A 21389-nucleotide genomic window follows, 5' to 3' on the forward strand; every position below is an offset into this window, starting at 1 on the left:
GACAAGCGCGACTACATCTTCAACGGCACCCTGACCGTCACCGCGATCGTGATCTGGCTCCGCGACACCGTCCAAGAGCCATCAGAAACGGCCTAGTGTCCTGCGCCATTAATTCGTCGTTAGTTCTTGGCGCCCCTAGTGCTGCCGAGTACTCACAGGCCGGGGCCGGACGAGCAGCTGCCCCCCCCGGCCGGGCAAGACGGGGATCTACCGACGAACTTCGGGCGCAGGACACTAGTAGGACTCCGTTAGGTTGCTCTGGTTCTTGGGTTGTGCCTGGTGGGGGTTGTTCTGGGTAAGGGGCGGTGGCAGGTGGTGCAGGTGCCGGTCCAGCAGTTCAGCAGGTCCTCGATGGCGTCGAGCATCTGGTAGAGGGTGAGTTGGCTGTATCGGCTTTTGGGGCCAGGCGCTGTTCGGTGAGGAACGCGCGGGCGGCGGTGACCAGGGTGACGTGATGATGCCAGCCGTTCCAAGAGCGGCCCTCGAAGTGGTCCAGGCCGAGGCCGTGTTTGAGTGCATCGGTCCGCGGGAGCCTTCCCGCCAGGTCACCTCGGTGAAGGCCTGCCGTCCGTGGTCGGCCGCGAGTGCGGCGACCGCGGACGGCTTGTCGCGGTAGGGGGCTGCGGCCTGTGGCCGTTGCCCGACCACTACGGGGCGGTGGGCTGCGCGTCGTGCGGGTGGACGGTCACGTCCGTCGGTTCCGCCTTCGGAACGACGGCACCTCCTTGACGCCGCCGAGCTCCACGGCGCAAGCGCCCCCCTGTCGTCGATCATCTGCTGGACACCGGGCGCATCCCCAAGGCGGGCGAGGAGACCGACCTCCTGCACGAGGCGGCTGCGTAGCGGGACGATCCGGGAGTCGTGCAGCGCCAGTATCCGTATGGTTTCGTCGGCGGCACGGCACACACCGCTGGTTGCCTCGGCCGGTTCGGCGGGAGGCCGCGCGGAACAGGACCTGCTACGGCAGACACCTCGCCCTCGCGGCCGACCCAACTTCCTGGCTCTACGGCTTCCGCCGTCTACGGATCCGATGGGAGCGACGCGACGACATCCACGAGGCCCTCCTCGGACTCGCCGTTTGCCTGATCACGCGTTGACACGTCCGTAGGCTTGTCAGGGCCAGTTGACGGACGTATCTCTGCGCACCCTCGGGCGGCGAGCGTGCAGACTGCACACCCCTTGGTCAGTCGCGAAGGACTATCGGCGCCATGTCGGGACACCGCCCGCCCTGTTGCCCGAGCGGTGCCCCGACACGTTCCGGTCAGACGCGGCGGCGGGTGAAGCGCTGGTTGGGGTTGCCGGTGTAGGTCCACTGGGAGATGCGGGCGCCGTCGGCGGTCGAGTACTCCCAGACATCCATCGCCAGGCCGGACTCCCGGTTGACGAGGCTGATCACGCCACCACCGTGATCGACAACGCGCCACTGCTGGCTGGTGGCGCTGGCGTCGGCCTGTTGGACGACGTCTGCTCCGGTCGCGGTGGCAGTGGGCTGGAGGAACAGGCCACTGTGCAGTGCCTTGACGCGGACGTGGCCGTCGCCGGCGTCGACGAACTCGAATTGCTGGTTGGGGCGACTGTTGGTGGTCCGCTGGACGAGTTGTGCGCCGGCGGCGGTGGAGGCCCCGTTGATCTCGGCGGCCTTGCCGCTGTGCTGGGCCAGCAGGGTGTAGAGGCCCGGACCGCCGGTGGAGTCGCCCAGCTGGGCTTCCCACCTGGTGTTGGACCCGGACGCGTCAGCCGGAAGGCGGTCCCGTGCGGCGGTGTCGCCGTACATGGTCCAGCGAGCCCAGTCGACGACGGTCCTCGGGAAGCGCTGATCGCTCCAGAAGCTGGTGTGGCTGCCGCCGACGAAGGTGAGGAACGCCTTGGGCCAGGTGATCTCCGAGTACGCCTGCCGGGCCGAGGAGTACTGCGTGGTCGAGTCCCGGTCGCCGTGGACGAACAGGACCTTGGCCGAGACCGAGCTGGACGGGTTGCCCATGTCCACGCAGGACTGGGGGTTGGCGGAGATGATCCGGCTGTCGGGCCAGGAGGTCAGCAGACCGTGGGTGACCATGCCGCCCAGGGAGTGGCCCGAGACGCCGACGCCGATGCCGGTGTTGATGTGCCCGGCCAGCGGTCCGCTCGCGTTGAGCGCGAGGGTGTTGGTGAGGATCTGCGAGACGTCCTTGGAGGTGTTGCCGTTGTTGACGTCGGTGAAGTTGTGGTTGAAGTGCGGGGCGGGGACGATGAAGCCCGCCGAGGCCAGGGCCCGGATGATGAACAGGGAGTTCTGCGGGCTGCTTCCGTAGCCGTGGGTCATGTTGTAGACGGGGAAGACCCCGCCCGCGACCGGGGCGTCCGTCACCGGGTTGCCGCCGGCGGTGCCGGTGGCCGGGTAGTAGACGTAGGTGGTGCACGGGCGGCTGCCGCGGGTCCAGTTGTACCGGCGCACGCCGACCGCGAACGGCGTGGTCGGCGCGGTGTCCAGTGGCCCGGCGGCGGCCGGTGCCTGTCCTGCCCCGAGCAGGGACAGGCCCACGCCCGTCGCTCCGGCCGCGCTCATGCTGAGGAAGGTCCGTCGTCGCAGGGTCATGGTGACTCCTTGGGTGCGGGGATGGGTGGAGGGTTTGGCGTTCGGCTGGTCCCCGTTGCCGGGTGCGTCCCGTCGGCGACAGAGGCCAACAGGTCGACGGGGCGCACGGCGCAACAGCGGGTGTGGGTGCTCCTGCCACCCGCGAGGAGCGGCGTGCGGTTGGTCGGGCGCACCGGATGTCGGGGTGAGTGTGGCCGTTCCGGTCGAACACGGCCTGGTTCTCCCAGGCGCTGCCGCAGTTGTTGCTGTCGGCCACCGAGTGAGCGGAGCACTGCTGTGAAAGCAGTGATGATGTCGCCGGTGCCGTCGTGGTCTCGGCGGTGCGACGTCGGTGAAGCAGGCTATGAGGTGGTCAAGTCGTGTTCGCCCGGCTGGGCACGACGTCGATGACCGCCGTGACCGGTCCTGTGCCGGTCGTCCCGGTGACTGTCACCTCACCCGGCCTGTCGGTCGCGCCAGGTGGCAACGGCTGCCAGCGGACGGGGACAGTGGTGATCTTGTTGTTGGCGGTGGTGAGCATGCGGATGGAGGAGGGCAGCTTCGGGGCGGCCCTCACCATGGTGCCGATGTAGATGGTGTCCTGGAGGATGTGCTTGGCGCGGCTGGCGTTGAAGACGTTGATGGACGCGTGCGGCTCCCATGTGTTCGCCAGTCCGGGCACGGCCCGGAACATCGGCTGGTAGCCGGCCGGCTCCCACACCAGGACACCTGAACCTCGGTTGCCGACCACGTCGTTGGCGGCCTGGAACACCCTCCGGATCGCGTCCGCCTGCCCCTGAATGGTTCGCGGGTACGGCGAGTTGGGCAACGGCGAGCCATCGCCGCCCGACGCGGGGTAGGCGGTTTCGGCGATGTCGATTTCGTAGCCGGGATAGGTGGTGGCCATGGTGTTCAGGTTGAGATCCAGTGCCTCGGGCGTACCGTGCCATTCCGGGTAGTACGAGATGGCCAGCACATCGGGGTTCTGGCCCTTTGCCTTCACCCGGGTGAGGAACTGGTGCCAGAACTCCATGGTCTTGGCGAGCTTGTCCTTGTCGACGATCACGTGTATCTCGACCTTGGATGTCGGTGACGCGTCGCGGACGGCCTTGATCCCGGCCGCGGCCAGGGTGGTGAACCGGTCCCACGACTGGTCGTAGAGCTGCTGCTCCACGGGGTCGGTTGACCGCCAGTACTTCCACAGCAGGCCACCGCCGGGCTTGGACTGGTAGATATCGGCCTGGTCGGCGAAGTACGGCGGATTCGTCGTGCCGATGTGGGCCGCCTCGCTGCCGTACATGAAGCCATTGATGATCTCGTTGCCGACGGCCACCTTCTCCGGCGTGGTGCCCTGCCGGATCAACCGCTTCAGATAGTCGGCGGTGAAGTCGTACACGGCCTGGGAGAGGTCCGCGAACTCCAGCTCGGCCCAGGCGCGTGGTTTTGGTTGCTTGCTCGGGTCCGCCCACGAGTCCGCGTAGTGGAAGTCGATCCCCAGGCCCATGCCCCGCTGCTTGATCCACTTGGCTGAGGCCAGTGAGCGCTCCGGGCCCTGGCGCGGTATCGGCGTCGGTTGGCCGGTGCTCTCGCTGCGCGGCTCGTTCCATATCCGCAGCCGGCTGTACTTGATGCCACGGTCCTTGGCCACGTCGAGCAGGTGTGGCCCGGCGCCGCGGTCTTCGGCCAGGGGGTCGACCCAGTATTGCTGGTCCTGGACGTCGTCCATCCAGGACAGATCGGCGCCGAGGGTGAGGTCGTCGCGCAGGTAGTTGAAGACCTGGAGTTCGCTGACACCAGCCCGGGCACGGTCCTGCCCACCTGTGAACACCAGCCGGACGAAGCGCGTTCCCGGCCGGGTGAACAGGTGCACTTCCCCTCGCGACACGGCTCGGTTGTGGGACCTGTCGGCGATGGTCTTCCACCGGCGACCGTCGGATGAAGCCTCGACGACGTACCGGTGGGCCACGCCACGGTCCGGGAAGAGCACCTTGACCTTGCGCAGGTTGTCGTAGGTTCCACCGAGGTCGACGGTGAGCCACTGCCGGGCGCCGGCACTACCGGGTTGCCAGGACGTCGTCGGGTCGCCGTCGATGGCCAGACGGGCGTTGGACGAGCCGGTCGCGGCCGTCGCCGAGGCCCAGGGCTTGGCAGCGATATTGCTTTCGATCGGCTTGATGTCCGCGGTTCCGAAGGTCGCGTGGGCCGGCGCGGGCACCATGAGTAAGGTCGCGGACACCATGGTGACCAACGTCGTGGTGCCCGCGATGACGCGGGGCAGACGCTTGCTGCTCATGTCCTTCTCCTGACGGTGTGACTTACTTGCGGCGGGTGCTGTTTCCCACGCGTTCGGCCGTCGTCCTCAATGGCACCGGACGTGACCCTGCACGCTCTGCCGGTCGAAGAGACCGGCAGAGCGTGGGATGTCAGCCAGTGGCGGCACCGACATCGAGGTAGTCGACGTTGGGTAGTCCGGCTGCCGTGGTCGGATCCAATCGGATGGTGTTGCTGCCGGCGTTCAGCGGGACGGTCACGGTCTTGGTCGTCCACGTCGTCCACGCACCGGTGGACTCGAACGAAACGGTCCCCACCGTGGATCCGTTGACGATCAGGTTCGCCGGCCTCGTACCGCTACTGGAGCCATTGGCGAACCGGACCGCCACCGTCGCCGTACCAGCGGTCGCCGGGGTCACCGTGAACTGCGCGAAGGCCCCCGCAGCGGCACTGCCGTTGCAGAACCCGCTACCGGAAAAGCCCGCTTGGTTCGAGTCGATCGTGCCCTGGCACACCGCCGGTGCGGTCTCCGCCTCGTATCGCTGTCCCGATGGCGCGTCGGCAGAGGTCTTGACCAGTGAGAGTTGGTCGACGGTGACGCCGCCCGAACCCGACGCCCGCACGGTGACGGTGGCGGCCCCGCCGGGCAGCGCGATGCCGGTGAGCTCGCGCTTGGCCCAGCCGCTCGACGACGGGATGCTAAGGGTGCGTTGGCTGCCGTTGGCGCCGGTGATCACGACCTGTCCGGCGCTACCCCGAGCGTGCAGGGACAGGGTGTAGGTGCCTGCGGGCACCGACTCGATCCGCTGCTCGACGCCGCCGCTGTTGCTCACCTGGAGGGCGAAGCGAGACCCGTTCACACCACCGTTGACGTTGGTCACCGAACCGCCGAGGTTCCGCCATCCCCGCACACTGGAGACGATAATGCGGTCAGCCTGGATGTCCGGGTTGAGGATGTAGTTGTTCGCCTGCCCGACACGCCACTCTCCGGTCGTGACGTTGAACTGCCACTGGCTCACCGAGTGGAACTGCGGCCTCGCGCCGGTCTTGGTGATCGGCACCCACTGGTTGTACCCGATGCCGTTCCAGGCGAAGTCGGCCCAGCGGTCGCCGGCGTAGATCACCGTGTTCTGCTTGGTGCCCTTGACCGTCACGAAGAACCCGGTCTGGGTCACGTGACTGTAGTCCATCTCGGTGCCGGCAAGGACGTACTCGCTGCTGTACGAGCCCTGAACGTTGCTGCTGGTCGACTCATTGACGTAGTTGACCGAGGTGTTCCAGCCGTGCAGGTCCGACGCCGCGTGGTAGTACTTGCCGTCGAGCTTGAACATGGCGTTGCCCTCGCGACCGTCGCCGCGGCGGATCTCCACGCCTGGCTCGATCCGCAGCGAGTCGGACTCCCGGAACTTGGCCACGAAGCCGCGCGACCGTCCTTCGCGGTTGGAGAAGATCAGGTAGTCCTTGCCGTTGTCGTCGGTGAAGACGGTCTGATCCCCGGTGCCGGTCGTGGGCGAGTTGGTGATCTGGGTCTGGAAGTAGCCGTAGTCGAAGGTGTCGGTGGGTGAGTCGCCCTGCAGCAGCAGAACGCCGTGCCCGCCCCTGCCCGTGTGCCACATCTGCACGGCGAGCACGTACTTGCCGGTGTTCTCGTTGTACGAGACGCCGAGGCGCCCGACCCAGCCCGCACCCCCCAGGTTGGCGCCACTGCCCACGCCGGTGGAACGCGTCGCGACCCGGTTCTCGAACTTCCAGTTCACCAGGTCCTTGGACGAGTACACGGGGATCGAGACGAAGCTGACGTTGCCGTCGTACTTCCTCGTCGGATTGGCCCGGTAGAGCTCGGCGCCGGTGTAGTGCACGCCGTACCAGTAGTAGGTGTCGCCGAACTTGAAGACCCCACCGCCCTGCGAATAAATGGGGTTGCCGCTGGTGTCGTTCCAGAAGGTGTTGTTCGTGATGGTCTGGAACGTGCCTTCGTCGGCGGCCTTCAGATCGGCGGCGGCGGTCATCAGTGCCGTCTTCGCGGCGGCGACCTCCGACGTGGTGGCCGATGTGTCGCCCGCGACATCGGCCGCGGCGGTCAACGCCTTGGCGAAGGGCTTCCAGGAGTCAGCCGTGTACTTCGACGGAGTGCGTGTCCGGTAGTCGGACACCAGGTACTTGAGGCCGCGATCCACCACCGGTGCGGCGGCGGCACCCTGGTCCTGGAGCGCCGTTGCCGATGTCTTCGTCGCCGGTGTCTTCGTCGCAGGTGTCCCCGCCGCAGCGGTTCCCGCCGAGAGCGGTGCCGCTAACGCCACGGACAACAGTGCGGCGGCGGCCACCTTCCAGTACTTCGAAACGACACGCGATCTTTGCTTCACGATGTCACCTTCCATCGTTCTCAAAGGCGCCGAGATCCGGCGCACTTCCGTTGAAGGGCAGTCCCACGGCGGTGCCCTTGTCGATCAGGGCGCTGTTCGCCGCGAGACGGAGGTGGGGCAGTACGGGCAGGCTCCCGTCGGTCTGGCGGGGCGCGTCCCAGCCGGACGTCGACACACTGTGGAACTGGGAGTCGGCCAGGGGGACGCCGAGGTTCCAGGAGTTGTACGCGGCGTTCGTGCCGGTCATGTACGACGTCGGCGTTCCGGTGTAGGCGAGGTTGTTGCGCAGGTTGCCCCGGCCGACGGCGGCGCCGCTCGAGTCGACGCCACGCATGTTGAAGTTGGGGTGGTTTCCGTAGCCGGTGTTGTTGAAGAAGTCGTTGGCCACCGGGTGGTGGTTGGCGTAGAAGCCGGCCGCCTTGTTGAGGAACGCCACCGAGGAGCGGACGGTGTGCTTGGGCGCGTTGGCTTCGTAGTCGCCGCCGTAGCCGCCCGACTTGAAGCCGGCTCCGTTGCCGGAGGGCGTCGTCGTCCCCGGCACGTACCCGTTGCGCCAGGCCCACGAGTTCTCGATGATCACGGGCGAATAGGTGGAGATGAGGTCGAACCCGTCATCGGCGTTCCACCACGATCGGCAACCCCGGAACACGTTCGCGGGGCGGCCGGCCGGCGTGTAGTGCGAACCGAACCCGTCGGCGTTCTCGCCGGGCCCGTCGTTGCTGCGCAGGTCGTAGTTGTCATGTGCGTCCGAGTTGAGGACGAGGTTGCCGCCCCCGCCGTTGATGAACAGGCCGGTGCCCATGTGGTGGTGGGTGTTGATCTGCTCGAAGATGTTGTTGCTGCCGGAGACCCAGATCCCCCAGGACTCGGCGTTGCGGTTGTTGTTCTGCGGAACGCCCTTGACTTCCAGTCCTTTGAGGTGGATCCAGCTGCCGGTGACGTTGAAGCCCTTGATGCGGCAGTTGTCCGTCATCCGCGAGAAGTCGAAGACCGGTTTCTCGCCCGGCTGGGCCAGGTACCGGATCGGGTTGCCCGAGCTGCCGCTCTTGTTCAGGGTGATCGCGTCGACTCTGGCGGTCTGGCTCGGACAGGCGCTGTTCGCGCGGGTGTAGGCGTAGGTGCCGCCCCGGAAGTAGACCGTGTCGCCTGCCTTGGCGACGGCCTGTGCACGGGCGATCGATGCCCACGGGGCGGCCTGCGTACCTGCTGCGCCGTCGTTCCCGTTCGGGGCGACGTAGTAGGTGTTTCCGGCCGCCGCGGCGCTCGCGGACGCCGAGCCGGGGGCCATGGCGACGGAACTCGCCGTGACCACCGAGAGCAGGAGGGCAGGGGTGCCGAACTTCGCGGTTCTCACAGCGTCATCTCCCGAGTCAGGTGTTTTTTCCCGTGTGGCAGTAGGACTCGTGCCTGTCTGAAGAACTCAGCGCAGGTGCGCAAGCTGTTTTTCGAAGGGCGGGACCACGCGCGTGCTTCTTCAGAACTTCATGGCGCCGGCGGCCAGGTTGGCGATGAAGTGGCGCGAGCCGATCAGGAAGACCCCGATCAGCGGGATCACGGACGTGAGCGCTCCGGCGATGACCATCGACTGGTCGGTGGTGTAGACGCCGTTCAGCTGCTGCACGACCACTTGCACCCAGGCAGCCCAGCCCGGGCCCGAAGCGGCGACCTGGCGGGCGTCCTGTGCGTGCCCGGGCTGCGTTGGCCGTCGGGTGGGTGGTGGAGTACGGCGCGCACGTCGTGTCCACCGGCACCGCGCGGATGCCGGGCTCCAGTTCCTCGCTGTGCAGTTGGCCGCCGAGGGCTCCGACTCGCACGCTGGTCCGGAACCACCGCAACTGTCGAGCCGACCAGCCGTGACTCACCCATGGAGAGGCCTCCTGTCACCACCGATGCGGAGGTTGCCTCGCCGGTCGTACCCGCGGCCTCCGCCTTCGTCGCACGCCGCGGCCCGGTCGGAGCCAAGCCGCTTCCGCACGCCACCGTCAGGTAGGGACGACTACGTCCTCGGTCTGCGGCACCGCCGTCATTGAGGCCACCCGCGAACCGACCGGCCTCGGTTCGCGCCCACCGCCGCGTGCTACCTGAGATACGCGGCGAGCGGGAGGTTCTGGCGGCGCACGTCACCGGCGACGAGCCCTGCGACCCGCTGGGCGCCGTAGGTGTCGAAGTGGGTGTGGTCGTTGCAGAAGAAGGTGCCCAGGGGACCGCTGCCTCCGTAGTCGCCGTTGTTCGGGCAGAAGCGCAGACTGTTGTAGAGCGAGACGCTGAGCGTCTGTAGGTCGATGACGGGGGCCCTGGTGGCGGATCCGGCGGCGAAGGTCTCGTTGACGAAGCCGCGGTTCTTGGTCGCTGTGCCGCCGGAGCAGGTGATGGCGGCCACCGGGGTGAGCAGCACCGGGTGCGCGCCCCGGGCCAGGGCGGCCTGCGCCATCATGGTCATCAGCTGCTGGTACCGGGCCGGGCCGACGTGTCGTGGGCAGGTCGAGGAGGAGTCGTTGATGCCGAACTGGATGAACAGGTAGTCACCGGCCTTCATTCCGGTGCTCGCGTTCAGCATCGCCTGCCAGCGTGACGAGTACGTGGTGGACGTGAGGCGGCACTCACCGTCCGAGCCCTTGGTGGTGCTCACGTTCCCCTCGTACAGCCAGGTCTGGATGCTGCGGCCTCCGACGGCCTGGTTCTTGACGGTCACGTCGCTGTTGAACAGGGCGTCGAACTGGCTGCCCCAGCCGACCGGACAACGGCCGGAACTCGGGTTGGCCATGGTGGAGTCGCCGGCCAGCCACACGGTGACCGGCGCGGCGACCGCCCGTGTGGCCGGCGCCTGGGGGCGGGAGGCACTGGTGCAGTTCGTGGCGACGCGGTCCGCCGCGGATGCGGCGCCGACACCGAGGCTCGACAAGGCGATCAAGAGCGTGGTCGTGATGAGAATCCGTAAGTTCCTCAACGGGTCCCTCCTTGGGACTGGCGCCGGGCGTCGGTCAGCGCAGGTACGCGGCCAGGGGCAGGCGCTGCTCGCGGATGCTCTGGAGCACCAGCCCGCCCATCTGGCTCGCGCCGTACCGCGAGAAGTGGGTGTTGTCCGTGACACCGTCGACGGATGAGCGCAGGAAGAGCTGTGCGGAGGCGGACGGGCCGAGGGACTCGACCAGCGTCCGGCTCTTGGTGGTCAGATCGATCACCGGCACGTTCTGCTCGGTGCCGACCGAGCGCATCTCGGCGGGCAGGTTCACTCCGAGGCCGTTGACGTGCAGTGCTGTGGGCGTGAGCCGGCTGCCGTTGAACTGCCGGCGGACCGGCGGGGTCACCAGAACGGGGACGCCGCCCTTCGCGCGGACCTGCGTGATCATGGAGGTGAGGTTGCTGCGGAAGGCTGACGCGCTGGTCTGCTTGTCGTTGTGGCCGAACTGGATGAAGACCGCGTCGTGTGTCTTGACCTTCGCCAGCAGCGCCGGGAAGAGCGCCGAGTTCCTCAGGAAGCTTCCCGAACTCTCCCCCGAGTCGGCGTAGTTGGCGACGGACGCTCCGGGACCCACCGCCGGCGTGATCATCTGGCCCCATCCCGTGTACGGGGCCACGGGCTGGTCGCACACGGTCGAGTCACCGGCCAGGTAGGCGACCAGCGGCTGGGGCGCGGGTTTCACGGAGACGGCCGACACCTGCGGGTTGCTCCCCGCGAACCGGATGTCCAGACCGGGGTTTCCGGTGCCGCCCTGGCCGGTCGGCTGCCCCTCCGGCTGCCGCACGTTGACCGTGAACGAGTACGTGGCGGCGGCGCCGGCGGCCGTCTTCGTCGCCGGCAGCATCAGACGCCGGGCCTCCACCCACATGTCGGTCTCGGCGGCAGCGGCACCACCGATGGAGACCGTCACGTCGTAGTTGCCGGGGGAGACCGCGTAGTGACACTTGATCGGCGCAGTGCCGGAACAACCGGCCGGCAGCGCCCGCGTGGCGGCATCGGCATGCGCCGCACCGGTGCCGACCAGCGTCGCGAGGGTCAGCAGACCCACTGCTCCCAGCCTGGTCCCGTACCCTTCGAGACCTAATGTCATGCCCATTACAATCACCAATCCCCATCCTTGACCGGAGAGTTGTCCGGGTTGAGGTCCGTGGCCCGTCGCTCAGGCCTGGGTGAAGCCGTTCATGATGACGGTGGGCCGCTGCGTGGCGGAGTCCCAGGCGCCCATGTTGTAACCGGTGAACGGGGACATGCACTCCGGTTCCCAGTAGAAGATGCCCTGCCCGCCGTTGGCCTTGAGGGCCTTGATGTAGGCGACCAGCGCGGCCTGGGTGGACGAGGCGCGCTCCACCCGACCACCGAACTCGCTGTGCAGGAACGGCTTGCCGTAGGCGTCGGAGATCCTCTTCATGTTCCCCACGATCCCGGCCGCGACGTCGGCGCTGCCGTAGGAGGAGAACACCGACATGTCCCACTTGCCGCCGTTCGCGGCGAAGCGACTGAAGAACGTGGTCATCACGTCGTACTTCTGTGGCTGGGCCAGGTGCACGCAGACGGTCGAGTTCGGTGACGCCGCCTTGACCTGGTCGTATGCGGCGTTGAGCAGTCCGGTCATCTGCGCCGGGCTGGAGACGCTGCCGACTGGGCGGCAGATCCCGCTGTTGATCTCGTTGCCGATCTGCACCCAGGTCGGGAGCACGTCGTTGTTCTTCATGACCGTCATGGTCTGGTTCACGTACGTGCCCATCGCGGTGCGCATCTGGCTGTAGCTCATGTTCCTCCAGGCGGCGGGCGGGTTCTGCACGCCGACGGAGTTCCAGGTATCGCCGAACATGTAGTCGAGCATGATCGACATTCCGGCGGCCTTGACCCGCCTGGCGAAGGCGGCCACCGCGTTGATGCCGCAGTGCCCGTCGGCCGGGTCGTTGGAAGGGTTGACGAACGTGCGCAGGCGTACGGCGGTGATGCCGTATCCCTTGAGGATGGTCAGCAGGTCCTGGGTCTGTCCGCCGGCGTTCTTCCAGGAGTAACCGCGCGCCTCCATCTGAGGTGCCCAGCTGATGTCGACGCCCTTGACGAAGCTCGCCGCGGCCTCGGCAGGCGTCTCGAGTTCGGCGAAGGCGGCGGCGGTGGCGAGCGCTCCAGCGGTGGCGGTGGTGGCCTTGAGCAGGGTTCGCCGGCTCATGCGTCCGGCAACTGGTGTGGGGGGTCGCGGGGACATGGTCGGTCCTTTCCTTCCGTCGGCCGCGAGTGAGCCATCGCGGTCGACGGAGAGGAGGGTGGTGAGGAAGAGATTTCGAGGAGCGAGGCGGATGGGTGGAGCAACTGCCTCTCAGACTCGCGGAGTTGGTGTGGCCGCGTGCGATCCAGCCGATGCGCCTCCCTCGGTGGGGCAACAACTGTGGCAGGAGTGCTTACGAGTGGCACGTGTTGAAGGGGGCGGCCTGGACGTGCCCAGGGACGTCCTCCAGGTTGGACCTGTGAGCGATCACAGGGGGGTGCGACGGAGGTACGCAATCGCATCACAACGAACTTCAGGTGCATCACGCAGCTTCTCGATCGGGCAGGAAGCTGTCAACCATTGCTCCACAATCCATGGAAGAAGCAGTGCGATCCTGTGGACCGGAGGCTCGCCGCGCCTCGGCCGTGAGCTTTCTGGAACGGCCGGGAGTCGGCCCAGTTCAAGTGCCCTTCCAGAAGGAATGCGGCGACAGGGACGAGGCTGCGCACGGGACATCTCGTCGGCTCGCATCCGAACACGCTCGAACAGAAAAGGCCAACAGGATGCTTGACGGGCTATCAGTGAATTTCTACCCTCGCAGCGAATGGGAGCGTTCCCACATCTGTGGTCGGACCGCCGTCTCCGCGATCTTCATACCACCCCCACATCGGAGGTCATAGTGACCGACCCGCACCGGCATCCGCGCACCGCATCGCGCCCATGGCGACTCCGAAGCCGGTCCAGCAGTCGGCTGTTCGGCGGCCTGACGGCCGCCACCGCACTGGCCCTCTCCGCACTCACCGGACTGCCGCAGACCGCGCACGCCGCGACCGCACGGCAGGTGGAACGCCTCGATCGGGGTCTGACCAGCGTCCACACCGGCGGCGGGAACCTGGTGTCGTGGCGGTGGCTGGCCACTGACCCGAACGACGTGGCCTTCAACGTCTACCGTGGCGGCACCAGACTCAACTCCTCGCCCCTGACCACCTCGACGAACTACTTGGACGCCGGCGCCCCGGACTCGGCGGACTACACGGTGCGCGCGGTGGTGAACGGCATCGAGCAGGCGCCGTCCGAGCACGCGCTCCAGTTCCGCACGGGGTACAAGGACGTGCCGATCTCCCCGCCGTCCGGGGGCACTTCACCGGGCAACTCGCCGTACACCTACGAGGCCAACGACGCCTCCGTCGGCGACCTCGACGGCGATGGTGCCCTGGACATCGTTCTGAAGTGGCAGCCGACGAACGCCAAGGACAACTCCCAGTCCGGCTACACCGGCAACACGATCGTCGACGGGATCAAGCTCGACGGCACTCGCCTGTGGCGTATCGACCTGGGCCGCAACATCCGCTCCGGTGCCCACTACACACAGTTCCAGGTGTACGACTACGACGGCGACGGCAAGGCCGAGGTCGCCATGAAGACCGCCGACGGCACGAAGGACGGAACCGGCGCGGTCATAGGCAGTTCCTCGGCCGATCACCGCAACTCCTCGGGCTACGTGCTGTCCGGCCCCGAGTACCTGACGATGTTCAACGGGCAGACGGGCAAGGCCATGCAGTCCGTCGACTACGTCCCAGCCCGAGGCACGGTGTCGTCCTGGGGGGACTCCTACGGCAACCGCGTGGACCGGTTCCTGGCGGGCACGGCCTACCTGGACGGTTCCCGACCCTCGGTGATCATGGCTCGTGGCTACTACACCCGCGCGGTGATCGCGGCCTGGGACTGGCGGAACGGGCAGTTCACCCGCCGGTGGACCTTCGACTCCAACGCCAACAGCGGCTACGCCGGCCAGGGCAACCACCAGTTGTCGGTCGCGGACGTGGACGGGGACGGCAAGGACGAGGTCGTCTACGGCGCGATGGCCGTCGACGACAACGGCAACGGCCTGTGGACGACGCGGAACGGCCACGGGGACGCGATGCACGTGGGCGACCTCGACCCGTCCCGACCGGGTCTGGAGGAGTTCAAGGTCGACGAGGACAGCTCCAAGCCGTCCTCCTGGATGGCGAACGCGAGGACCGGCCAGATCCTCTGGTCCACCCCGGCCGGCGGTGACAACGGCCGGGGGGTGTCCGGTGACATCTGGTCCGGCAGCGCGGGCGCCGAGTCGTGGTCGTCGCTCGTGAGTGGCGTCCGCAACCCCAAGGGCGCGGTGGTGGCCAGTCGTAAGCCCGGGTCCAGCAACTTCCTGGCGTGGTGGGACGGCGACACCACGCGCGAACTCCTCGACGGCACCCACATCGACAAGTACGGCACCTCCGGCGACACCCGCCTGCTCACCGGCTCGGGAGTCCACTCGAACAACGGCACCAAGTCGACGCCGTCCTTGTCCGGCGACCTCCTCGGCGACTGGCGCGAGGAGGTCATCTGGCCGACGTCCAACAACACGGCCCTGCGGATCTACTCCACGCCGTACCAGGCCAATACGCGGATCACGACCCTCCTCCACGACACCCAGTACCGCACGGCCCTGGCCTGGCAGAACACTGCCTACAACCAGCCCCCGCACCCCAGCTTCTTCATCGGCGGCAACATGCCTACACCACCCCGCCCCACCGTCGCGCTACCGAGCAGCCTCTGAGCTGGACAGCCGACTTCCCTGATGCTTGAGCGAGTTCAAGCATCAGGGAAGGGGCGTTCGTCGAACGAGTGGGACCTGGCATGGGTAACGGAGCACCGGCAGTGGTGCACGCGCCCCGCTGAGGGTGTTCTTGGGGTACAGGACCTGCCGGAGGCGGTCGCACGGACCAGGCTGAAGTGTGACTCCCGCGGAACCTGACCTCCCGCAGAGGTACGGTCACGGAAACCAGCTCCAGGACGACGCCCACTACTGGGCCCATGCCGCCGAAGCCGACGACGGCGGAGTCCTGGCCAGGGGCTTGTCGGCGACGGCACCGGAACCGTGCGCGCCGGCGTCCTGCCCATCACCTGGATTCCGTTCCGCCACCGGACCACTGCGGCCGTACGCGAACGAGGCGGCCGCCACCCGGCGGGACTGCTCACCCGCAACAGCCGTCCACCTCCCAGATGCGAAGCAGCGTAGGTAGCTTCTCCGGCTGGTCGGCGCGCAGTTGAGATCGCACACCGTGTGGCATCGCCACCCGGCCCAACTGCGCGCCCTCGAGGTATGTAGAGGTATGTACCCGTTGCCGCGACTCGGGGTCCTGCTACGTGCCGGACGGAAGGCCAGAGCCGGCAACACCGCCGCTAACGCCGGTCATGATGGCGTTGATGATGCCCTGCTGGGTGACCGTGAGGGAGCGCCGGTTGAACAGCCCGAACCCGTACCGATCGGTTGCACCGTTGTCCCAGTAGACGGTGGCCGCGCCGTATTTCTTCGCGGTGGCCGCGACGGCCCGTGCAAAGTCCGCGCGATACCTGTTGTTTGACGAATCGAACGATGACTTGTCGATGGCGCCGTATTCGCCGACAACTACCGGATACCCCTTCGCGACGAATGTGTCGTACATTTTTTTCAGCTGCGAGTCCAGATAGTCTTCCTGTCCCCAGGTGGACGTCCTCGATGGGTTGGTCGCCGCTCGTCCCCATTGTGTGATGGTGCCGCTTTCCTCTCCGGCGAAATCCCACGGGCTGTAGTGATGAACGGAGATCATGATTCGCCGTTCATTGGCGGGAATGGAGGGGGAGCGGTACTGGTCGGACGGAACCGTGAAGCCGTAGTTCCCCGCCGTGTAATCGATGTTTGTGTTCCAGCCGGGAACGAGCAGCCACCTTGAGCTGTTATTTCCGCCGGTTTTGCGCACGGTATCGACGAAAATCTGGTTGTAACTGTTGATGTTTGAGTAGCACGGTTGGGTCGGGTTGCCGTACTGCCCGTCGAACTCCTCGTTCATGGATTCCAGGATCAGGCGCTGGTCGTAGTTCTTGAACCTGTTTGCGATTTGCTGCCAAGTTTTCTGGTACTTGGCCTTGATCGCTGTTTGGGAGGGTGAATCACAGATCAGCCAGGAGCCGTTGATGGTCTTGTAGCCGTCACCGTGCATGTTGATCATCACATGCAGGCCCCTGTTGTAGGCGTAGTTGACGACTTCTTGGATTCTGTTCAGCCAGGACGGGTTTATCGTGTAATCCGGGCCGGGCCCTATGTGTCCCAGATAGGAGACCGGGATACGGATGGTTTTGAACCCGGCCGCCCTTACTTTGTCGATGAGGGCTTGTGTTACGGCCGGCTGTCCCCATGCCGTTTCGTTGGGGTATCCGTTGGCATTGGCTTCCAGCTGGTTCCCCAGATTCCATCCCGCGCCCATGTCGGCCACGATCTGCGAAGCGCTCGACTGTGCCACGGTATCGGCCGATGCCTGATGCGCCGCGCCGTACACAGAGGCGGCAACTGCCAACAGGACGGCAAGGCAAATGACTCTGATCTTCCCTGCTAGTGAAACCATGAGCTTTCCTCTCTTGCCTCCTTGAGGGTGTCGGACCCCCAAGTGGATCTGTCTGTGCGAGTGGGAGCGGCCGGAGCAGCCTGCTGTTCGGGCGGTGGTGTCCACGCCGGCCGGGAAACGAACACAGTCGATTGCGCGGCGGCTGACCTCGCGGGCGTCCGTGGGCGGCCACGCACCCTGCGCGGCCCGGATGCGCGGCGATCACGGCAGACGCGCGCACCCGGGCCGCGCGTGGTTGCTCCTCAGCTCAGGAGGGATTCCCAGGTGGTGGTGGAGGAAGTGGCGTCGGCGCGAAGGCGGTCGCGGGCCCCGGTGTCGCCGTAGAGGCTCCACCGCGAACGCCTTGGCGGCGGGCAGTTCCCCATACGCCTGACGAGCGGAGGAGATCGGGCACGTTCCGTCCCGGTCGCCGTGGATGAAGAGGGCCTTGGCGCGGACCGACGGGCTCGGGTTGCCCATGTCCACACAGGACATGGGGATCGCGGCGGTGATCCGCGCGTCCGGCCAGGCCGTGAGCAGGCCGTGGGTGGTCATGCCGCCCATCGAGTGGCCGGAGACGCCGACTCCGAGTGCTGTGTTGATGTGGCCGGCCAGCGGGGTCGCCGGCCGTGTTGAGGGCGAGGGTCCTGGTGATGACCTCGGAGACGTCCTTGGACTGGTTGCCGTTGTGGACGTCTTGGCCACTGAGGTTGGCGAAGTGGGGGGCGGGGACGATAAACCCGGCCTCGGCCAGGGGACGGATCACCGCCAGGGAATTCTGCGGGCTGCTGCTGAAGCCGTGCATGAACTCGCAGACCGGAAAGACGCCCTGGGCAACGGGGGCGTTGGCGACCGGGGAGCCACCGGGGGCGCCGGTGGCGGGGTAATAGACGTAGTTGGTCCACCGGCGGCTGCCGCGACTCCAGGCGTACTGGCGCACGCCGACCGCGAACCGCTGGGTCGGAGCTCCGGCCCTTGCGGCGGCACCTGCTGGTCCCGTGCCGAGCAGGGACATACCTACGCCCGCAGCTCCGGCTGCGCTCAGCGTCAGCAAACTACGCCGTTGCATGGTCATGAGGACTCCTGGTGTGGGGGGTGTGCGGAGCGCTGCTCGGTCAGGTGTCGCGCAGAGGCATTGGTGAAGCCGCGGCGGTGAGGCTGACCGAGGTGGTGGGGGAGTGGCCGTGGGGGGGCAGGACGGCGAATCACGCATGGGGGAGGACGTTCCGGGCCTGCCCGTGGTGGTCATCGGCGTGGTGTGGCCTTGCCGTCAGTGGCGCGGCGAGCCGCTGAATATGGGCCGAACCGTGACTCGTTGAGGGAGAAGCCCTTCGCACCCACCTGCCCACCTGCCCGCCTGTCTGACGGGGATGTTGATTCTGCGGGAGCGGCGCAGGGGGTGCCTCTCCTTCCGCTCATCGTGTGCTGCGCCTGGGAGCGTTCCCACTTGTCTTGCAACAGGTAGATTCCCGATCGGGTGCCGATCTGTCAATCATTGGCGACCAACTCTGTTGCATTCGAAACGAATTCGATGGATCGCAGGGGCCGGGAGGTGCTGTGTGGTGTCTCCGCGGACCGCTCGATCACACTCGCGGCGGGCCGTCAGCCGTGGCCGATACCTGCGCTCATGCCGGCGATCGTGTGAGCCCTGATGTCGGGGTGTGGTCCCTCCGCGAATCGGGTCACCACGGCGCGGACATGATCCTGAGCCGGCTGGAGCAGGCCGTCGTACACCGCGACGCAGACTTCCCGCGCCCGTGACCGGGGCCAGCCGGGCGGCAACAGCCCGATGGGGAGCAGCGGGTCCAGGATGGGGAAGTGCCGGTAGGCGTGCATGACCTCGGTCCGTGCGCGCACCGCGTCGGCACCGGTGACGAGGTCGGTGCTGATGTGCGGAAGCAGGCCGCTCCAACGGTCGATGAAAGCCTGGTAGTGCTCAGCGATGCCGGGCAGGTCCCACGCCTCGACCGGGTTGCGGTCGACCTCCGTGTCCAGTTCCTCCTGCCGCGCGCGGAACACCGTCACCGCTCCCCGCGCCAGGTCGGCCACCTCGATCCGCCCCTTGGGGGTCAGGGGGTGCGGCGACACCCAGAGCGCGTCGTACAGCGGCGCGAACCCCCGCCAGCGCAGCGCGGTGCGCAGTGCGCGCCGCCGCGTGCTCTCCTGTTCCGGGACGGAGAAGGCGATCAGTGTCCACCGACCGTCCCATGAGTCGGGCTGGGTGGTGAAGGTGGCGATCGAGCTGGCGCCGCTCCACAAATCGACGGCGGCCCGCGACGTCAGCCGGTAGGAGCTGTACCTCCCTTGCCGGCTGCCCTCGAGCACCCCACGGCGCATCAGCCTGCTGATCGTCGTACGGGCGGCGCCCGCGGTCACTTGGAACTCCCCGAGCAATGCCACGATCGCCGCAGACGGCAACCACGCCCGGTCGGGGAACGTGTAGTCGGCGATCAATGTCACCGTGAGACCCTGCGGCGACACGTTGCTTTGCCAGCCGGGCGACCGCACGGGGCCGACGGCGCCGTCACCCTCGTCGGAGAAGATCTCCTCGAGGTTGGACAGGTTCGGCAAGGTCGGCTCCGGCGCGATGGACAGGGTCGGCATCACTGTAACGGTTGTGGAATCGCCGGGTGTAGCTCCGCCGCGATTGCTCCACCAGGCGGGATCCTCGCGCGCAGGTGAAGGCGCCCCAACAGTGCCCAGGTGTGTTACACCGGTGTACTTGGAGGGTGACGGAGCGAACAGTCACCCTTGACACCGTGCTTGAGGGGGGACACGGCGCGTTGGGCGATGTGGGCGTTCGTCATCGTCAATGTGGTGGTCGTCGAGGTGCTGTTCCTCAGCGCCGGGTCGGGCAAGAACGAGGTGCTGGCCGTCGCCCTTCGTGACGACTCGCCACTACGCACATGCGGATGCACTCCACGCCGCCGCATCGCTTGCCCGTCCTGACGAACCCCCGCGCCCACGACCGTGGCGGCGGGCTCAGCCCGTTGTGCGCCGGGTCGCTCTGTCCTGGGCGAGGAAGCGCCTCGTGAGGCATAGCCTGGATAGGAGTGAGTCCGTCACGGGACGGTGTCACGCGAGCTGTTCGGTGAACCGGACCCGGCGGACAAGGACCTCCCGAGACTCGGTCCACAGGCCGACCAAGCGCCCGGTGAACCCGCCCGCCACTTCGGTGGAGAGATAGCGTCCGTCCAGGCGGGCGAGGACATCGGTGCCGGTTCCGTCACCGATGCCCAGTTCGATGTCGTCCGGTCCGTTCCAGGTCGGCGGCGTGGATCGGATGCGGAGGCTGACAGGGGAGTCGGGCAGCGGGCCGGAGCCGAGAGCCGTCTGGATCTGTCCGATCCGTGCGACGGCCGTGACTTCGCCGTCGGCGACGCGCAGCCCGTACCAATGAGCACCATCGAGCCGTAGCGCGACGGTGAACACACCCTCCCCTGGATCGACGAGGAAGTCGGCCTCCCAGTGGTCTCCGCCGACCCGGGTGAACAGGCCCGAAGGCCCGCCGGTCTCGCTCGGCGTGTGACGCACGACCACCCCTTCCGGCACGCTGCGGACGAACCGGTCGGGACGCTCCCCTGGCGAGACCCACCTGAGATGCGGGCCGGGCGCGGAGAAGTCGTCCTCGAAGTCCCGCTGCCCGGTGGGGACGCCTGCGCTCGCCGGCTTGAAGTGTGGCCAGTCCTCCACCCATGAGACGTCGGCGAGGAACGTCTCACGCCCGTTGACGTGGAAGCGCGGACTGCGGCCGCGCGGCCGTGTACCGAGATACACCGCTGCCCACGCCCCGTCGGGGCGCTCCACCAGATCGGCGTGACCGACGTTCTGGACGGGATGAGCCGTGCTGCGGTGGCTGAAGACGGGATTGTGCGGGGCTGCCTCGAACGGCCCGCGGGGACTGCGTGAGCGTGCGACCGACACCACGTGGCCCCGGTCGGTGCCGCCTTCGGCGATGACCAGGTACCACCAGTCGCCGCGCCGGTAAAGGTGCGGCCCCTCGGAATGGGCCAGGCCGGTGCCGTGCCAGATCCATCGCGGCTTCTCGAGGACCACGCCCTGCTCCGGATCGACCGCGACCTGCCTGATGCCGATCTCGGTCTCGGACCACGAGCAGTAGGTGACCAGGCACGTTCCCTCGTCGTCCCAGACCAGGTCCGGGTCGATGCCGTCGAGTTCGGTCAGGCACACCGGCGCCGACCACGGCCCGGTCGGGTCGGTCGCGTGGTAGAGCTGATGACCACCCCGAGGGTCGTCGATGTTCGTGGTGATCAGCCAGAACCGTCCCCCGTGATGGCGCAGCGTCGGGGCGTAGATGCCACGACTCGACGGCGACCGGCCTGCGGGGAACTGATCGTCCCTCGTCAGGGCGTTGCCGATCTGACGCCAGGACACCAGGTCCCGGGAATGCCAGATCGGGACGCAGGGGCTGTACTCGAACGACGAATTCGCCAGGAAGTAGTCCTCGCCGACTCGGCAAACCGATGGGTCGGGATACATCCCTGACAAGATCGGGGCGGTGGCCGCGTCGGCGCTCCCATCGCCTTCCGGCAGCATCGAACTCATGCGAAGCACTTCCCTTGGTTCGAACCCGGGCAGGTCAGCACCTGTTCGGACGTGCTCGAGTGGTGGG

The 21389-nt window shown here is 67.3% G+C and carries 13 protein-coding genes and 5 pseudogenes; 3 read left to right on the plus strand and 15 right to left on the minus strand.

The genetic code is table 11. From position 1 onward, the window contains the following. Positions 1–337: 337 nt before the first annotated feature. Positions 338–695, minus strand: a pseudogene (locus ABZ192_RS19220) (transposase); the annotation flags it as partial. Positions 696–995: 300 nt separating this feature from the next. On the opposite strand from ABZ192_RS19220, the pseudogene ABZ192_RS19225 reads away from it, so the two are divergent. Next, positions 996–1097 (plus strand): annotated as a pseudogene (locus ABZ192_RS19225) (IS5/IS1182 family transposase); the annotation flags it as partial. Between the two features lie 164 nt (positions 1098–1261). Here ABZ192_RS19225 and ABZ192_RS19230 read toward each other — a convergent pair. The 9 genes and pseudogenes from ABZ192_RS19230 to ABZ192_RS19270 form a co-directional block, all read right to left on the minus strand. Next, positions 1262–2575 carry an RICIN domain-containing protein gene (locus tag ABZ192_RS19230; protein WP_356925650.1) on the minus strand — a complete coding sequence of 438 codons (1314 nt, stop codon included), beginning with the start codon at positions 2573–2575 and terminating at the stop codon, positions 1262–1264. Between the two features lie 352 nt (positions 2576–2927). Continuing rightward, positions 2928–4847, minus strand: a complete 1920-nt coding sequence (locus tag ABZ192_RS19235; protein ID WP_356925651.1) for a glycosyl hydrolase 53 family protein — start codon at positions 4845–4847, stop codon at positions 2928–2930. Positions 4848–4998: 151 nt separating this feature from the next. Then, positions 4999–5403 (minus strand): annotated as a pseudogene (locus tag ABZ192_RS19240) (carbohydrate-binding protein); the annotation flags it as partial. 639 nt (positions 5404–6042) lie between these two features. Beyond that, positions 6043–7203 (minus strand): annotated as a pseudogene (locus ABZ192_RS19245) (family 43 glycosylhydrolase); the annotation flags it as partial. Further along, complete coding sequence (locus ABZ192_RS19250; protein WP_356925652.1) at positions 7193–8542, minus strand: right-handed parallel beta-helix repeat-containing protein; 1350 nt, start codon at positions 8540–8542, stop codon at positions 7193–7195. The pseudogene ABZ192_RS19245 and the gene ABZ192_RS19250, both read right to left, overlap by 11 nt. Before the next feature lie 120 nt (positions 8543–8662). Next, positions 8663–8809, minus strand: a complete 147-nt coding sequence (locus ABZ192_RS19255) for a hypothetical protein (protein WP_356925653.1) — start codon at positions 8807–8809, stop codon at positions 8663–8665. A gap of 456 nt (positions 8810–9265) precedes the next feature. After that, complete coding sequence (locus ABZ192_RS19260; RefSeq protein ID WP_356925654.1) at positions 9266–10135, minus strand: SGNH/GDSL hydrolase family protein; 870 nt, start codon at positions 10133–10135, stop codon at positions 9266–9268. A 34-nt stretch (positions 10136–10169) separates the two neighbouring features. Beyond that, complete coding sequence (locus ABZ192_RS19265) at positions 10170–11198, minus strand: rhamnogalacturonan acetylesterase (protein ID WP_356925655.1); 1029 nt, start codon at positions 11196–11198, stop codon at positions 10170–10172. Between the two features lie 111 nt (positions 11199–11309). After that, positions 11310–12332, minus strand: a complete 1023-nt coding sequence (locus tag ABZ192_RS19270; RefSeq protein ID WP_356925656.1) for a glycosyl hydrolase 53 family protein — start codon at positions 12330–12332, stop codon at positions 11310–11312. A gap of 787 nt (positions 12333–13119) precedes the next feature. On the opposite strand from ABZ192_RS19270, the gene ABZ192_RS19275 reads away from it, so the two are divergent. After that, a complete protein-coding gene (locus ABZ192_RS19275; RefSeq protein WP_356925789.1) occupies positions 13120–14952 on the plus strand; it encodes a rhamnogalacturonan lyase in 1833 nt (610 codons plus the stop codon). Between the two features lie 586 nt (positions 14953–15538). On the opposite strand, the gene ABZ192_RS19280 is transcribed toward ABZ192_RS19275, so the two are convergent. The 4 genes and pseudogenes from ABZ192_RS19280 to ABZ192_RS19295 form a co-directional block, all read right to left on the minus strand. After that, positions 15539–16777, minus strand: a complete 1239-nt coding sequence (locus ABZ192_RS19280) for a glycoside hydrolase family 5 protein (protein WP_356925657.1) — start codon at positions 16775–16777, stop codon at positions 15539–15541. A gap of 201 nt (positions 16778–16978) precedes the next feature. Then, on the minus strand, positions 16979–17311 hold the full coding sequence (locus ABZ192_RS19285; RefSeq protein ID WP_356925797.1) for a hypothetical protein: 333 nt from the start codon (positions 17309–17311) through the stop codon (positions 16979–16981). 163 nt (positions 17312–17474) lie between these two features. Beyond that, positions 17475–18005, minus strand: a pseudogene (locus ABZ192_RS19290) (hypothetical protein); the annotation flags it as partial. A 353-nt stretch (positions 18006–18358) separates the two neighbouring features. Further along, a complete protein-coding gene (locus tag ABZ192_RS19295; protein ID WP_356925658.1) occupies positions 18359–19360 on the minus strand; it encodes a PaaX family transcriptional regulator C-terminal domain-containing protein in 1002 nt (333 codons plus the stop codon). A 186-nt stretch (positions 19361–19546) separates the two neighbouring features. On the opposite strand from ABZ192_RS19295, the gene ABZ192_RS19300 reads away from it, so the two are divergent. Then, complete coding sequence (locus ABZ192_RS19300) at positions 19547–19705, plus strand: hypothetical protein (RefSeq protein ID WP_356925659.1); 159 nt, start codon at positions 19547–19549, stop codon at positions 19703–19705. A gap of 126 nt (positions 19706–19831) precedes the next feature. Here the strand turns inward: ABZ192_RS19300 and ABZ192_RS19305 are convergent, their stop codons facing one another. Further along, positions 19832–21322: a family 43 glycosylhydrolase gene (locus ABZ192_RS19305; protein ID WP_356925660.1), complete on the minus strand. Its 1491-nt coding sequence runs from the start codon at positions 21320–21322 to the stop codon at positions 19832–19834. Positions 21323–21389 lie beyond the last annotated feature (67 nt).

The sequence above is a fragment of the Streptomyces sp. NPDC006235 genome (assembly GCF_040613735.1).
Lineage (GTDB): Bacteria > Actinomycetota > Actinomycetes > Streptomycetales > Streptomycetaceae > Streptomyces.